9 protein-coding genes, 1 other RNA gene and 1 pseudogene are annotated in these 15,276 nt (G+C 51.4%); 4 read left to right on the forward strand and 7 right to left on the reverse strand.

Annotation, left to right across the window (positions count from 1 at the left end; translation table 11 throughout):
* Positions 1 to 460: 460 nt before the first annotated feature.
* Both CRO05_RS14055 and CRO05_RS14060 read left to right on the forward strand, forming a co-directional pair.
* Positions 461 to 5,278 carry a DUF3320 domain-containing protein gene (locus CRO05_RS14055; RefSeq protein ID WP_097067737.1) on the forward strand — a complete coding sequence of 1,606 codons (4,818 nt, stop codon included), beginning with the start codon at positions 461 to 463 and terminating at the stop codon, positions 5,276 to 5,278.
* A 487-nt stretch (positions 5,279 to 5,765) separates the two neighbouring features.
* On the forward strand, positions 5,766 to 6,770 hold the full coding sequence (locus CRO05_RS14060; RefSeq protein ID WP_097067738.1) for a hypothetical protein: 1,005 nt from the start codon (positions 5,766 to 5,768) through the stop codon (positions 6,768 to 6,770).
* Positions 6,771 to 6,928: 158 nt separating this feature from the next.
* On the opposite strand, the gene CRO05_RS14065 is transcribed toward CRO05_RS14060, so the two are convergent.
* On the reverse strand, positions 6,929 to 7,243 hold the full coding sequence (locus CRO05_RS14065) for a hypothetical protein (protein ID WP_097067739.1): 315 nt from the start codon (positions 7,241 to 7,243) through the stop codon (positions 6,929 to 6,931).
* 230 nt (positions 7,244 to 7,473) lie between these two features.
* Complete coding sequence (locus CRO05_RS14070) at positions 7,474 to 7,683, reverse strand: hypothetical protein (protein ID WP_339389733.1); 210 nt, start codon at positions 7,681 to 7,683, stop codon at positions 7,474 to 7,476.
* A 494-nt stretch (positions 7,684 to 8,177) separates the two neighbouring features.
* On the opposite strand from CRO05_RS14070, the pseudogene CRO05_RS14075 reads away from it, so the two are divergent.
* Positions 8,178 to 9,417, forward strand: a pseudogene (locus tag CRO05_RS14075) (IS256 family transposase).
* A 202-nt stretch (positions 9,418 to 9,619) separates the two neighbouring features.
* Positions 9,620 to 10,756 carry a PEP-CTERM sorting domain-containing protein gene (locus CRO05_RS15945; protein ID WP_097067740.1) on the forward strand — a complete coding sequence of 379 codons (1,137 nt, stop codon included), beginning with the start codon at positions 9,620 to 9,622 and terminating at the stop codon, positions 10,754 to 10,756.
* Between the two features lie 306 nt (positions 10,757 to 11,062).
* On the opposite strand, the gene ssrA is transcribed toward CRO05_RS15945, so the two are convergent.
* The 5 genes from ssrA to CRO05_RS14105 all read right to left on the reverse strand — a co-directional run bounded on the left by ssrA (position 11,063) and on the right by CRO05_RS14105 (position 15,110).
* Positions 11,063 to 11,423, reverse strand: a transfer-messenger RNA (tmRNA) gene (gene ssrA, locus CRO05_RS14085).
* A gap of 103 nt (positions 11,424 to 11,526) precedes the next feature.
* Complete coding sequence (locus tag CRO05_RS14090) at positions 11,527 to 12,174, reverse strand: HAD-IA family hydrolase (RefSeq protein WP_097067741.1); 648 nt, start codon at positions 12,172 to 12,174, stop codon at positions 11,527 to 11,529.
* Positions 12,175 to 12,324: 150 nt separating this feature from the next.
* Complete coding sequence (ubiG, locus tag CRO05_RS14095; RefSeq protein WP_097067742.1) at positions 12,325 to 13,029, reverse strand: bifunctional 2-polyprenyl-6-hydroxyphenol methylase/3-demethylubiquinol 3-O-methyltransferase UbiG; 705 nt, start codon at positions 13,027 to 13,029, stop codon at positions 12,325 to 12,327.
* Positions 13,030 to 13,033: 4 nt separating this feature from the next.
* On the reverse strand, positions 13,034 to 14,374 hold the full coding sequence (locus CRO05_RS14100; RefSeq protein WP_097067743.1) for a TRZ/ATZ family hydrolase: 1,341 nt from the start codon (positions 14,372 to 14,374) through the stop codon (positions 13,034 to 13,036).
* A gap of 67 nt (positions 14,375 to 14,441) precedes the next feature.
* The gene (locus tag CRO05_RS14105; protein WP_097067744.1) at positions 14,442 to 15,110 is read right to left on the reverse strand and encodes an OmpA family protein; all 669 of its coding nucleotides are present in this window, start codon (positions 15,108 to 15,110) and stop codon (positions 14,442 to 14,444) included.
* Between the last annotated feature and the right edge of the window lie 166 nt (positions 15,111 to 15,276).

Here is a 15,276-nt window from a genome sequence, read left to right on the forward strand (position 1 = left end):
GTGATTGGACGGCTTCGACTATGATCACACGTGCTCCGGAAAAGCCGGGTTAGCTCAGGATTACATTAATGATGATCTTTGTCATGATGGCTTTTCTGTTCTCTTTGCCCGAAATGCAATTGCAATCCTATTAATACGCCTTTCTATTTTCATTTTAAGGGATTTGCTCCTGACATACGCCTTCCGACCTACCTCTCAATAACTAGATTAAATAACCACTTTGACACTCCGGTGTACCTCAGGACAGTAGCTAATACTGTTGAGTTAGATAAAATAGTCTACCAACCCCACCCGAAAACTTTGATTTTCGTACATAAATAAGCTCGATACCTAAACAAAAATTAGAATAAAAGAGCAAGGGGAAAATGCGCGTACTCCGTAGATCATCTTGCATTAGAACAAATAGCTGGGGATTCCGGTAAGTCATCTTCTTAATACTTCAGGAAAAGAGCTGCTGACAATGGGAAATAATATTTCATTTAAGGAAGAAAGGGCCGAGAGTAACGCGATCATATCTATCAGAGATCGTTTGCTGAAGGAGCGACATGCGCTGCTCGATCTTTCGTCGCGTAATCGTTTGCTTAACACGCCCCTTCGAACGCGCAACAATCGTGCCCTTGAGATCGTCGATGAAAAAGCTTCAGAAGTATTCCGGCTCCTCACATCAGGTAAAACCCTCAGCTTTTTACCGGGTGTTCAATTAAGTGAGGAGGAGCGTGCTGCTTTGGATCCCGAGGATGACGTTACCGGGGGCATTCCGCAGCCTGACGAGGAAGAAGTTAATGGGCAAGGTGTGGCCTCGCGCCACACTGATCTCCGCCTGCAGACCCGTCTCACATCTGGAGGCCTCCAGAAGCGGCTCTTCGATGTCTGGTATGACGCACAGATGCTTGAACAGGAACAAGGCGTCAATATTCTTTATCTTGCCATCGGTCTATTACGCTGGTTCGATAGCGATAGCTCTGATGTGGGAAAAAACGCCCCGCTCGTTCTGCTTCCAGTCAAGCTGGAGCGTAGCAGCGTTGCAGACAGGTTCAAGCTCAGATGGAGAGAGGAGCCGCCATCCCCAAACCTGACTCTTCAGGCAAAGATGAAGATCGAATTTGGATTATTGATAGAAGATTTCAAGGACGAGGACGAAGTTGATCTGGCGACCTATTGCACTCAGGTAGCGGAGACTGTTTCGAATCAAAAGCGGTGGGAAGTTTTGCCCGATGCCATGGTTCTCGGTTTTTTCTCATTCTCGAAATTTCTTATGTATCGTGACCTTGATCCGGACAATTGGCCGGAAGAGAGTGGAATCGATACTCATCCAATGATCTCCGCACTTTTACGGGATGGGTTTCCGGAAAGCGCTCCTCTTGTTAACGAGACCGCCAGGATCGATGACGTCATCCTTCCCATCGAACTCCATCATGTCGTGGACGCTGACAGCTCTCAGACCGTAGCAATTGCTGAGGCAGCCCGAGGACGAACGTTGGTCATTAAAGGGCCTCCGGGTACCGGAAAGTCGCAAACAATCACAAATATTATTGCTGCCTCTGTCGCAAATGGAAAGAAGATATTGTTCGTCGCCGAGAAAATGGCTGCGCTGGAGGTGGTACATAGACGGCTCCGTCAGGTAGGACTTGGTCCACTCACACTAGAGCTTCACTCGAACAAGGTGAACAAGCGATCCGTCTTGGAGGAGCTCAAGCGTACCCGCGACGCTCAGCCTAGATCATCACGTAGCGACTTTACAATCATTCAGAAACTTAGCGACACAGGCGCCACCTTAAACGATTTTGCAAGCCGGCTCCACAGCCCGTTGCAACCTTGTGGCCTCTCGCCACATGCTATTCTCGGCCGTCTATCTCGCGTGCTGCAGCAAGATGATCTTCCACTCAAATTTGATGGTGCGGATGTCTGGACTTGGGAGAGTGTAGCGCACCGGAGGGCGGTGGTAAAAGATATTGTCGAAAGGTGGCGTGGTATAGGCCATGTTCCACAGCACATCTGGCGCGGCGTTCGACGTGGTCCGCTAGATCCAGTGGAACGGACAGCGTTATCCCGAAAGATCGAAGAATTGGCTGGTGTTTTACAAGAAGTAAGAACTCATGCCGCAGCTGCTGTGAAGCATTTGAATTGCCCAGAGCTTCGCACTTGGGACGATCTAAAATCAGCTTTAACGTTCCTTGCAGCGATCCCCTTTCCGCCAGACCTGGATCGCTCTGCCCTAGTATCTCCCGCCTGGAAAGAACATGATGTACAAGGCCTTAAAGCTCTTGTTGCGACAGGGCGCTCCTACTCTACTGCTTGGAAAGAGGCTGAGGAACTCTTCAATGACGCTGGCCGCACTGCCGATTATACTTCCATACGCAGAGCAATCGTCACAAAGGGCACGGGCTTATTCCGGTTTCTGGATAGCAGCTACCGTGCGCAGATATCCTTGTTACGCTCATACCTGAAAGCTCCGCTTCCGAAGGGACAAAGCGAGCGATTGTTCCTCGTTGACAAGATCATTTCCGCACAGGCAGCAAAGACCGGATTTACGCAAACGCAAGCGACAGGGCAAGCCTTCGGTAATGTGTGGAAGGATGAACGCTCCAATTGGGATGTGTTAAATCGAATTCTCATGTGGCGGGCCGCGAATGATCATCTGCCAAGTTTTATCTGGAACCGATTGGCTGAAGTTGCCAACATAGACGAGATTGAGTATGCCGGAACGATCCTCTCGTCTACTTTACCAACATTGAAGGCCCATTTTGATGATTTGGTTACGTGTCTTGATCTTGACATGAAGCCTGCTTTCGGTGTCAACAGCTCAGACGACATTCCGCTTGACGAGTTAGCAAACCACCTAACTGACTGGCGTAACGATATGGAAGGACTGAGCCATTTCATCACCTTCGCTGCACGTGGCAGATATCTTGCTGGACTCGGATGCAAGCCACTGGTAGATGCCATCCATGACGGAGTTCTGAAACACGATAATGCGGTTAGTGTATTTGACCGGAGCTATGCAGAAATCATAAGGATTGCACTGTTCGATGCTTGGCCTGAACTGAAGGCGTTCGATGGGGAAGGACACAACAACTTGGTAATGCTTTTTCGCCAGTTGGATCGCGAGCGCATTGAACTAGCCCAAGAACAAATCGTGGCCGAACATGCTAAGGGACGGCCACGCGGAGCTGCGGGCATTGGTCCTCTTGGCGTCCTGAACGCAGAAATCGCTAAAAAACGTGGCCATCTGCCTATTCGCCTACTCCTCGAGAAGGCTGGGGCTGCCATTCAGCAATTGAAGCCCGTCTTTATGATGAGCCCACTGTCCGTAGCCCAGTTTCTAAAACCCGGTGGCCCTACGTTCGACCTCCTTGTCATGGATGAGGCTAGCCAGATTGAGCCCGTAGATGCGTTGGGCGCCATCGCCCGAACTAGCCAGATAATTATCGTCGGTGACGAACACCAATTACCTCCAACCGCGTTTTTTAAAAAGTTGACGGGAGAGCAAGATCCAGAAGAGGTCGAGGATGGCGTCACAATCCAGGCCAAGGATGCGGAGAGTATTCTCGAACTCTGCCTTGCCAAGGGTGTGCCATATCGGATGCTGAGTTGGCATTATCGATCCAGGCATCAATCGCTTATTGCGGTTTCAAACCGGGAATTTTACGAAAACAAGCTCTTCATTGTTCCAAGCCCCTACGACGCTGTTGCTGGAATGGGGCTGAAGTTCAATCTCTTGAAGGATGCGCCTTACGGCCGGGGTGAATCCCGAACTAATCCTAGGGAAGCCAAGGCAATCGCGGAATCCGTGATCCGCCACGCGCGGGCGTGCCCGAATCAAAGTCTCGGCGTCGCGACTTTCTCTGTGGCTCAACGGCAAGCTGTGCTGAAAGAACTTGAACTGCTAAGACGGGCCAATCCAGAGGTGGAAGAGTTTTTCAGTGCGGCTTCCACCGAGCCATTTTTTGTAAAAAATCTGGAGAACATCCAAGGCGACGAACGTGATGTCATCCTCATCTCCATCGGATATGGTAAGACGGAACAAGGCTATCTGGCTCATGCATTCGGTCCACTTAGTGGGGAGGGCGGGGAGCGACGATTGAACGTTCTGATCTCTCGCGCCAAGCTGAGGTGCGAGGTATTCTGTAATTTTACCGGTTCAGATATCGATTTGGAAAGAACGCGAGCTCGCGGTGTAGCAGCACTCAAACTGTTTCTGACTTTCGCTGAAACGGGCAATTTTGGATTGGGCGAACCAACGGGAAAGGATTTCGATAGCGAGTTTGAGATTCAGGTATGTGAGCGTCTACAATCTCTTGACCACGATGTAAAACGTCAGATCGGGGCTTCAGGCTTTCGCGTCGACTTGGCCGTATCTGATCCAGAACGGCCGGGGCGCTTTATCCTTGGCATAGAGTGCGATGGTGCACAGTTTCATTCATCACGATCAGCACGTGATCGTGATCGACTACGTCAACAAGTTCTTGAGGCACATGGATGGATCATCCACCGCGTGTGGAGCGCCGACTGGTTCCTGCGGCCGCAACGAGAGATGAAGAAAATCGAGGAGGCGATCGACCGAGCAAAATCTGTTTGGCGGGATCGCGACGAGGAAAGCACCCGACCGGCGCGCGCTGTACCGCTTACCTTTGAAGGAGAGAGAATTGATGACACAGAAGTGGTTACCGCCGTAGTGGACAATGACACGATCGATTCCTCTGCACTGGAGCGCCATTTCTATGTCGAGGCCAACTTCCCGGTAAACCAACAGTACGACCCACACGAAACTCCTTTGGCGGATATGGCAACATATGTTGTTAAGATTGTGGAAGTTGAAGGCCCAATCCATCTTAATGAGATCACGTCAAGGATTCGAATTCTTTGGGGACTCGGCCGGGCGGGGGCACGTATACGGGCGGTCGTCGCGCGCGCGGCCGAAGTCGCTGCCAAACGTGGGCTAATTGAGGGAAAAGATTTTTACAATTTTCCCGGTAAACCCATCACTATCCGTGATCGTTCCATAGTTACGTCTCCTACGTTACGTAAACCTGAGATACTCCCGCCTGTCGAGATAGACGAAGCTTTGTTGCGCATTATCGACGACAACTTTGGTGCAGGTCGGAATGAGTTGATTCAAGCGGTTTCCCGAGCATTTGGGTACTCTGCCACTAGCGCACAGCTTCTTGGGGTAATAGCGGCAGGAATTGATCGCTTGATGGCCACCGGAGGAATCGTTGAGAAAGATAACATTCTCGTACGTACCAAAGTGGCGGCTTCAGGTGTTGCAGGGCAATAAAGTCAACTATAGATCGCAATCAGGACATGGATTTGCAACGATCTCAAGCTAAAAATCGGTACGTCAGCGCAATGGTGTGAACCCTCCAGTGTCAATACGGTTGAGGCTAGTTAGCAAGCAGGACCGAGACTACGGTGGACGACTATATTCGCCTTGGCATTGGATAGACACGCTCATTTCCAACGGAAGAGTTGAATGGAAGGCGGTTTTTGGAAGTCAATAATTTGGATCCAGAGAATACGGGAAGCATTTGTTGACGACAGCTTAAGTATGGGAGAAAACAACGTTATCTGTGGGTAGCGCTTTCTGTCGATATATTTTCCTTATTGTTTCTAAGGCTTTACAGATGCGTAAGCTGAGAGGCAAATTATGAGGTCATCAATGAATCAACTAGTTATCTTGAATCTGCATGCTTCACTATTTTCAATGGTACGGATCAGTAGACCCGTCTGATCTGTTAGCTACTCATAGTAAAGGGGTTATTTAAATGGGATGGAAAGGTACAGTTCGCTCTATTGGTGTTGCATACCGAGCGGCAGAAAGGGATGCAAAACGTCGCCAACGTGGACTCGAACAGCAACGTAAACAATACGAAAAAATGCAAGAACTAGAACAAGCCGCATATGAAGTAGATGTATATCAAAATCATATTGATGTAATCCAATCAGTACACAAGGAGTGTGGCACACTGGTGGATTGGAAAGCAATGGCGTCTGCCCCAGAACCGGAAAAACCAAAAAATCTCAGGGAACGTGAAGCAAGAACAAAAGCCATTGCGGCTAATTACCAACCTGGATTTACAGATAAACTTTTTAAAAGAGAAGATAAAAAGCGAAAGAAATTAGCGGATGAGATATCAAAGGCTATCGAAGATGACGAATCTGAAAATATAAACAAAATTGAGAATTGGGAAAGAGAGTATAGCGATTGGAGTAAAGACGCTCAATTGGCTCGTGGAATCCTTAATAATGACATAAAGTCAAAACTGACGGCAATTGAGAAACTAGACCCTTTTTCCGAGATTTCGACACTAGGATCGAGCTTGTCATTTAAAATTGCAGAGAACTCAATGATAGAAACTACAATCAATATTTACGGGGTTGAGGTTATCCCAAATGAGGTAAAAAGCTTGTTAAAGAGTGGCCATCTATCCGTGAAGCAAATGCCAAAAAGTCAATTTAACGAAATTTATCAAGATTATGTGTGTAGCTGTGTTCTTAGAGTAGCAAACGAACTGTTTTCCATTCTCCCTGATGAAATGGTTTTTGTAACAGCGGTTGATAAATTACTGAATAGCAAAACAGGGCATCTAGAAGAAGCTCCGATTCTATCTGCTTGTGTATCACGTAATACACTGCAATCGCTCAACATGGATAATATTGATTCATCTGACTGTATGAGTAACTTTATCCATAATATGTCGTTTAAAAAAACGAAGGGATTCGAGGCGGTAGAACGCCTTGAACCCGGATGTTTGCAAAACCGGACCTGAGCGAAAAGCCTCGCAAGCCGGTGATTATAAAACTGTGAATGTCTGCTTTTGGGAAGATTGCATGGTGGCTTGTATCGAAAACTGCCTGCCGTCCGAAAGTTACCCAGCTAATCGGTAACAGCAGTAACAATTCGCGTAAGATACGCGTAACGTTCAATTCACAGGGTATTCCCCATTACCGCAAAATGAAATCGGTTCGAATATATCCGGTAACGGTGGTACGGTAACAGGAGCGCCGGGCAGCGGCAGCCAGCTTTTCGCAGTAAATCCGTTTCGTGCCTCCCCCATGGCCAATCCATGTTGCTGAGGGTAATGGGTTCGGACTGCCAGAAGAATTGTGCGAGAGGTTTGTGCTGTATGCTTTTGAGCCAAGTGGCGAAGTTTGAAAGCTTGACTTCGCTCTCTTCCAGCCCTTCCTCGCTACGGGAAACCAGTTTCAGAACACCGTTAGCTCCAATGCTGCCTTTAGCCATAACAAGCAAGTCGTCAAATTGACGTGGACGCTCCTTAAACAACCTCGCGGGTTGAGGCTTATCAAAAAGCTGGAAGTTACCCGGATCAAGATCGCAAGCAGTGCAACAGCATGCCAGAGTCTCGCCTGCTTAGCCGATTTCCAGCTGTCCCAAGGTGGGCTTGCGAAGCGCCCAAAGGTCTTGTTCAGCTGAAAAAAGATTAGGGGCGTTATCTTCGCTCATGGTTTGCGCTAGGCCACGCCACTCAAGGGGATAATCTCCGCACCGGCTCTCAGCTTATCCAGGTGGTCTGCCCAGTATTGCATCATCTTGCGGCGTTCAGGTAGATGCGCCGTGCGATTATAGGCGCGGCCATTCGGGTCTCTAACCGAGTGAGCTAGTTGGTGTTCGATAAAATAGGGACGAAAACCCAGCACTTCATCAAGTATGGTTCGCGCCATAGCAGGAAAGCCGAAGAGAAGAAATGGGGCCAGACACGATTGATCGTAACCATAGTGGAGATTAGAAAGGTCTCAACTCGCACCGACCAACAAGTCCGTATCCCGTCTCATAGGGGATCCACCAATTAAAAAGCCACCCGCAGGGGTGGCTTTTTAATTGGTGGGGGGCGGCGTCAATTGAATAGATCAGTCAAACCCTTATTAATACTATGTTATGTAATTTATCTATTCCAAGTTACTGTAAAAGTTACTGCATTCCCTATTCGCTACCGCCTTAGTTTGTGTGCTTTTCGACGACTTTAATTTCCTTTTACTGTTCTTTGTTTTTGTCTTTCTCACCCCACGGGAACCATCCTCATAGAAAAGATAACCGCCAATCACCGGAAACGTTACATGAGCTATGCTCGAAACTTGTGTATGACGAGGGTTGAGAGGGTGGCGTATTCTTGATGGTCGACCAAGATCATCAACTTCAAAAGAAGGAGGAATACGCCATGAGTAAAGATAACGTTTTAGCATTAAGAAATCCAGGGATTGTGAGCGAAGTGTCGGATGGATTGACGCAAGTGCTGCGCGACGGAGCGCAGCAGATGCTGGCGCGAGCGATCGAAGCGGTGGTTGCAGAATTTCTCGAACGCTATCGTTTCGATGTGGATCAAGCGGGGCGCGCGCGCATGGTACGCAATGGATACTTGCCGGAGCGGACGATCCAGACGGGGCTAGGCGAGGTTGGCATCAAAGCGCCGCGGGTGCGGGATCGGGCAAGCAGGATTCGGTTTACCTCCGCGATCCTGCCGCCGTATTTGCGGCGCACCAAGACCATTGAGGAATTGCTGCCGTGGTTGTACTTGAAAGGCATCTCGACTGGCAATTTTTTTGAAGCCCTGGCATCCCTCCTGGGACGGGATGCGCCGGGATTGGCCGCAGCCACGATCAGCCGCTTAAAAGCAGTCTGGCAAGATGAGCACGCGCAACAAGCAATATGTGTATTGGTGGGTGGACGGCATTCATTTCGGCGTGCGGCATGAGGAAGCGAATCAATGCATCCTGGTAATCATAGGTGCCACGGCTGAGGGCAAGAAGGAATTAGTCGTTTTGGCGGACGGTTTTCGGGAATCGGAGCAATCGTGGAAAGAAGTATTGCTGGACTTGAGAAGCCGCGGTCTCACAATCGATCCCAAGCTTGCCGTCGGCGATGGGGCATTGGGTTTCTGGAAAGCGCTGCCGCAAGTGTTTGGCAAAACCCGTGTACAGCGCTGCTGGGTGCATAAGACCGCCAACGTATTGAACAAACTGCCCAAGCATTTGCAACCCAAAGCCAAATCGGATTTGCAGCAGATCTGGATGGCGGACACACGGGAGAATGCACGCTTGGCCTTCGATCTGTTCGTACAAACTTACCAGCCGAAATACCCGAAGGCGGCTGAGTGCCTGAATAAGGATAAAGACGCATTGCTGACCTTTTATGACTTTCCGGCGGAGCACTGGATTCATCTTCGTACCACCAACCCGATTGAATCAAAATTTGCCACAGTGCGGCTGCGAACCGCCAAAACCCGGGGCTGCGTCTCGCGGACAAGTATTTTATCCATGGTATTTAAACTGGTGAAGAGCGCTGAACACCGCTGGCTGCTTCTGCGAGGATCTGAATTAATCGCCAAGGTTATTGCTGGCATTCAGTTCAAAAACGGGATCATAACGAAAGCAGAAAATCATCAACGAATCGCCGCCTGATCATGCCGCCGTACACAACATTTGAATATTTCTCTAGGCCGCTCGGCTCATATACTTTTCCCTTAATTGATCTAAGATAAGTTGTGAGAAATGGTAGCCGGGCAGTCATCTTTGACGCAGGGGACCGCGCTGTCGGCACGCTTTTCACAACTCAGCAGAAGCCCCGAATCTTTAAAAATTCTCCCTTACTGGAGAGAAAATCATGAAAATTACGCATAGCTCTACAATCCAAAGCTTGATTCTGGCCGCAGCCCTGAGTATAGGGCTTGGTTTTGTTTCCCCTGTCTTCGCACAGGAACATGCATTCATCGTAGACTCCAATGGCAAATCACTGACCGATCTCGGGACGTTGGGTGGAAGTAATAGTTACGCCTCTGGCATCAACGACGCCGGGCAGGTGGTGGGGTGGTCCGACACGGCCGCAGGTGCTCGCCATGCCTTTATCACCGGCCCCAATGGCGTGGGCATGACCGATCTCGGGGCGCTGGGTGGAAGTGGCAGTGTCGCCCTTGGCATCAACGACGCCGGGCAGGTGGTGGGGTACTTCACCACGGCCGCAGGTCCTTACCATGCCTTTATCACCGGCCCCAATGGCGTGGGCATGACCGATCTCGGGACGTTGGGTGGTGGAGGTGACAGTCTCGCCTATGGCATCAATGACGCCGGGCGGGTGGTGGGGGACTCCATCAACGCCGCAGGTACTGCTCGGCACGCCTTTATCACCGGCCCCAATGGCGTGGGCATGACCGATCTCGGGACTCTCGGGACGCTGGGTGGTGGAGGTTCCAGTCAGGCCTTTGGCATCAACGACGCCGGGCGGGTGGTGGGGGTCTCCGACACGGCCGCAGGTGATCAGCACGCCTTTATCACCGGCCCCAATGGCGTGGGCATGACCGATCTCGGGGCGCTGGGTGGAAGTGGCAGTGTCGCCCTTGGCATCAACGACGCCGGGCAGGTGGTGGGGTACTCCACGACAGGTCCTACTGCCCATGCCTTTATCACCGGCCCCAATGGCGTGGGCATGACCGATCTCGGGACGTTGGGTGGAAGTGACAGTGCCGCCCTTGGCATCAACGACGCCGGGCAGGTGGTGGGGTACTCCAGCACAGCCGCAGGTGATCAGCACGCCTTTATCACCGGCCCCAATGGCGTGGGCATGACCGACTTAAACTCGTTGGTGAGTCTGCCGGGCGAAAATGTTCTAATCACCGCGACGGGGATCAATAACCTGGGGCAGGTCGCCGCCGTTGGCCAAATCCCCGAACCCGAAACCTATGCCATGCTGCTGGCCGGTCTGGGTTTGCTGGGCTTTATCGCGCGCCGCCGCAAGACTGCTTAAGCAGAGTTTGATGCCGAGCCACAAAGGGGCAGACGCGCCCCTTGTGGCTTATTCGTTTTCGCGCCCGAGGGCCGCTTCCCGGCACTTGGCGGCAGTTCGAATCTGACATTGTTTGTCGGATCAAATCGAAACTACTACAAATAAGGATAAAGACGCATTGCTGACCTTTAAGGGATAATAGGGTCAGACACGATTGATCGTAGCCAAAATGGAATTAGAAAGGTCTCAGCTCGGGCCAACAAGCTCGCATTTCGTGTCATGCAGGGCTCACCAATTAAAAAGCCACCCTTAGGGTGGCTTTTTAATTGGTGGAGGCGGCGGGAATCGAACCCGCGTCCGCAAGTCCTCTACAGGCAGTTCTACATACTTAGCCATGTTATTTAATTTAACCTGGAATCCGTCAACTGGCGGACTGATGACAGGCGAGTCACCTATTTTTTAGCGCTCTGTAAAGTGACCCTACCGAGCGCGATCCTCGTTAATGGCTCCGCTGTCTGTTGTCAGACCCGACGTTGAGGCCCATCGGTGCGGAGTCCAGCCGGATTAAGCGGCTAGAGCGTAACGTTCGTCGTTTGCGACTATTGGTTTCCAGATGTATTTACGAGGTAACTGGTCCTCGGTATGCCCTGCTTTGCTTTGCAACCCACGTCGAAGCCAGGTCGCCCCCGGCATTCTGTAAGTAAAGATTAGATGTGAATTAGACGGAAGAGTTCAATTCCCTCTTTCAAGCATCCAGCCACAGGTTCACTATAACAGAAACCAACAGGTAACTACAGGTAACCAAGCAGTTCCTGCGGCTGATCTATCAGGTACCTTGCACCCCAGGCTTCAGGAGCCCCTACGTTCCCGAGATAACCGTATCTGGCAATAACGGGCTCCATGCCGGCAGCCAGACTGGCCTGCACGTCGCGCAGGTCGTCGCCCAGGTAGATGCAATCGTCCGGCGCTACATCCAGTGCTTTGCTCGCGGTCAGCAGCGGCTCTGGATGGGGCTTGGAATGAGTTGTATCACCCCCGCTGACGAGGCATGCGGCACGGTTGCTCAAGCGCAGCTCCTGCATCAAGGGTATGGAGAAACGCGCGGGTTTGTTGGTCACGATTCCCCAGGGAAGGCCGCGAGCATCGAGCTGATCGAGCAGTTCCGCCACGCCTTGAAACAGACATGTTTCCTGGCACAGCCGTTCGGCGTAAAAATCGAGAAATTCGGCACGCATTGCGTCGTAATCCTGATCGCCGGGTTTGATATTGAACCCTAGACCCAGCAGGCCGCGTGCGCCGGCTGAGGCTTCGATACGAATGAGCTCTATCGGCAGGGCTGAGAGGCCGCGTGTGATGCGCTGACGGTTGAGGGCGTAGCCCAGATCGGGCGCAGTGTCGGCGAGAGTGCCGTCAAGATCGAAGAGAACGGCTTTGATCATGGATGAGCTATCGAATATCTCGTTGGGTGAGACGCGAACGGGCCTTGGATTCGAGTAGGCGTAGGCAGCACGGCGTTGCAGGCGATTGCAGGTAGTGTAGGTGGTGTAGGTGGTGTAGGTGGTTTAGAGCAAATTGGCTGACTTCACGATTCAGGCACGAAATACCATGATGTAGTTGACGTCCGAATCCGCTTCCAGCGCGTAGACTTTAGTGATGGGGTTGTACGTCATGCCAGTGATCTCTTCCACATCCAGTCCTGCGGCACGCGCCATGCGCGCGAGTTCCGATGGCTTGATGAATTTTGCGTAATCGTGCGTGCCGCGCGGCAGCAGATTCAGCACGTATTCCGCGCCTATGACGGCAAACAGATACGATTTGGGGTTGCGGTTGATGGTTGAGAAAAAAACCCAGCCGCCAGGCTTGGCAAGTTGAGCGCAAGCCTTTACGGTGCTCGCGGGATTTGGCACGTGCTCCAGCATTTCCATGCAGGTGACCACATCGTAATGATGAGGCTGCTCGATGGCGAGTTCTTCCACTGCAATCTTGCGGTAATTCACTCGCTTGCCGCTTTCCAGCAAATGCAATTTAGCAACTTTCAGGGCTTTGTCGCCAAGATCGATGCCAGTGACCTCTGCACCGCGCTCGGCCATGCTTTCCGACAGGATGCCGCCGCCGCAGCCGACATCCAGTACGGTCTTGCCTGCCAGCTGGGCAAAGCGGTCAATATAATTCAGCCTTAACGGATTGATTTCATGCAACGGCTTGAATTCACTGTTGGGGTCCCACCAGCGGTGCGCAAGCTGGCTGAATTTATCCAGTTCCAGCGGATCGACGTTTACATTTTTACTTTCCATTGTTTTACTCAATATTTTGAGGCCCGGTTGTCATTCGTTCCCGCCAGAATTCTGCCCTGAGCAATAATTCCTGCTCGTCCAGCGTGGTCAATTCTCCGTCATTAAGCAGAAGTTTACCATTTACCCACACATGGCTCACATGTTCGCGCCCCGCGACGTAGACGAGATGCGAAAGTGGGTCATAACAGGGCGCGAGTTCCAGGCTGGAAAAATCCACAGCGGTGATGTCAGCGGCTTTGCCCGCCACCAGTGAGCCGGTAACCGCGCCCAAACCCAGCGCCTGGGCGCCGTTGAGCGTCGCCATTTGCAATACCTGCCAGGCTGGCAACATATCCGCTTTGCCACTTTGCGCTTTTGCAAGCAGTGCCGTAAACCGCATTTCCTCGAACATATCAATGCGATTATTGCTGGCGGCGCCGTCCGTCCCGAGACCGACGTTAACCCCTGCGCCTAGCAGCGTTGCCACAGGCGCCAGCCCATTTGCGAGTTTGAGGTTGGAAGAAGGGCAATTTGCCACGGTACAGCCCTGCTGCGCCATGAGCCCGATTTCATCACTGTTCAGATGGACCATGTGTACCGCGATCAGATTCGGGCCGAGCAGGCCGAGCTTGTGCAGGCGTTCTATCGGACGCACGCCATGACTTTTCAGGCTATTCCTGATTTCGTCCTCGGTTTCATGCAGGTGAATATGAACAGGAAGATCAAGCTGCTCGGCATAAGTGAGAATGCTGCCAAACACCCTGTCGCTCACCGTATAAGGCGCATGGGGTGCGAAACAGAACGATAGCAGTGGGTGCTGGTTATAATCGTCGCGCAGGGCCAGACCTTTTGCCAAATAATCGTCAGCATCGCTGGCGTAAGCGGTGGGGAAATCAATTGCGATCATGCCGATGCTGGCACGCATGCCGGATGCAACCGCTGCCCTCACCGAGGCTTCTGGGAAAAAATACATGTCGTTAAAGCAGGTGATCCCGCCTCTCAGCATCTCTGCGCAGGCAAGCCGGGTTCCATCGAAAACGAAACCGGAATCGACATGCCGGGTTTCCGCAGGCCAGATATGATTGTTGAGCCACTCCATCAACGGCAGATCGTCCGCAATTCCGCGCATTAACGACATCGCCGCATGCGTATGGAGATTGACCAGGCCCGGCATCAGCGCGTGGTTGCCAAGAACGATACGCTCTTGAGGCGAGAATTGCATTTGCGCCTCAGCACTAGGCACTATTGCCCGGATCTTGCCCCGGTCAATTGCAATGGCATGATCGCGCAACACTACCCCGGCGGGTTCCACCGGAATAACCCAGCGCGCCTCCAGCAATGTATCGATTTTTTCGGGATAGACCATTTATTGGAAAGCTTAGCAAAAAAAAACCCTGCGCGCGGCAGGGTTTGAATTTTTGTGTTTAAAAGAATTACTGTACTGTTGCCTTCGTGCCGGCTACTTCGACTTCAACGCGGCGGTCAGGTTGCAGGCAAGCGATCAATGCCTTGGTTTTCTTGTTGCCTTTGCACGAATCGCCGGTCACGGGATTGGCTTCGCCTTTACCATCGGTGAAGACCTTGTCTGCCGGTATCCCTTTTTCCTTAACCAGATAGGCCTTGACAGATTCAGCGCGACGCATGGAAAGCTTCTTGTTGTAGTCATCGGCACCGAGACGGTCGGCGTAACCGATTGCAACTACGGTGTCGTATTTGACATCCCCAAGTTTGGCTACAAGGTCATCCAGAGCCTGTTTCCCCTCAGGTTTCAGGACAGCCTTATCGAAATCGAATAACTGGTCGGCGGAGAGCGATATTTTTTCAGGTTCGGTGTAAACAGGAGCAGGAGCAGGAGCAGGTTCAGCAGGTGCTTCGACTGTTTTTTCAGGTTTTGGCATCAGTTCAGGATCGCATTCGTAAGTTGCCATGGCGGGTGTCCAATACCCTGTGCGCCAACAGTCGCCGGAGGAGTCTCTGGCAACCTCGCCACGGCTATCCGCCGCGTATGCTTCGGGTCTTTCCTCAGCCATGGCCGCTCCTGAAAACAGCACCGGCAAGACAACCGCCCCAAGCAAGAGTTTTTTCGCTACTGAATTTTTCATGCTATTGCCCCTTTTTTCAGAAAAACTTCAATTCAAAATCAAATCATCCCTTTAGTCATGCAAATAACAAGCGCAGCTATTCTACTTGGCTATGGCTCATTATTGCATATCCCCGTATCGATTATCTATTTATATATCTGTTCTTGTCAAACATGTTGTTGCATAC

This window comes from Nitrosovibrio sp. Nv4 (assembly GCF_900215485.1).
Lineage (GTDB): Bacteria > Pseudomonadota > Gammaproteobacteria > Burkholderiales > Nitrosomonadaceae > Nitrosospira.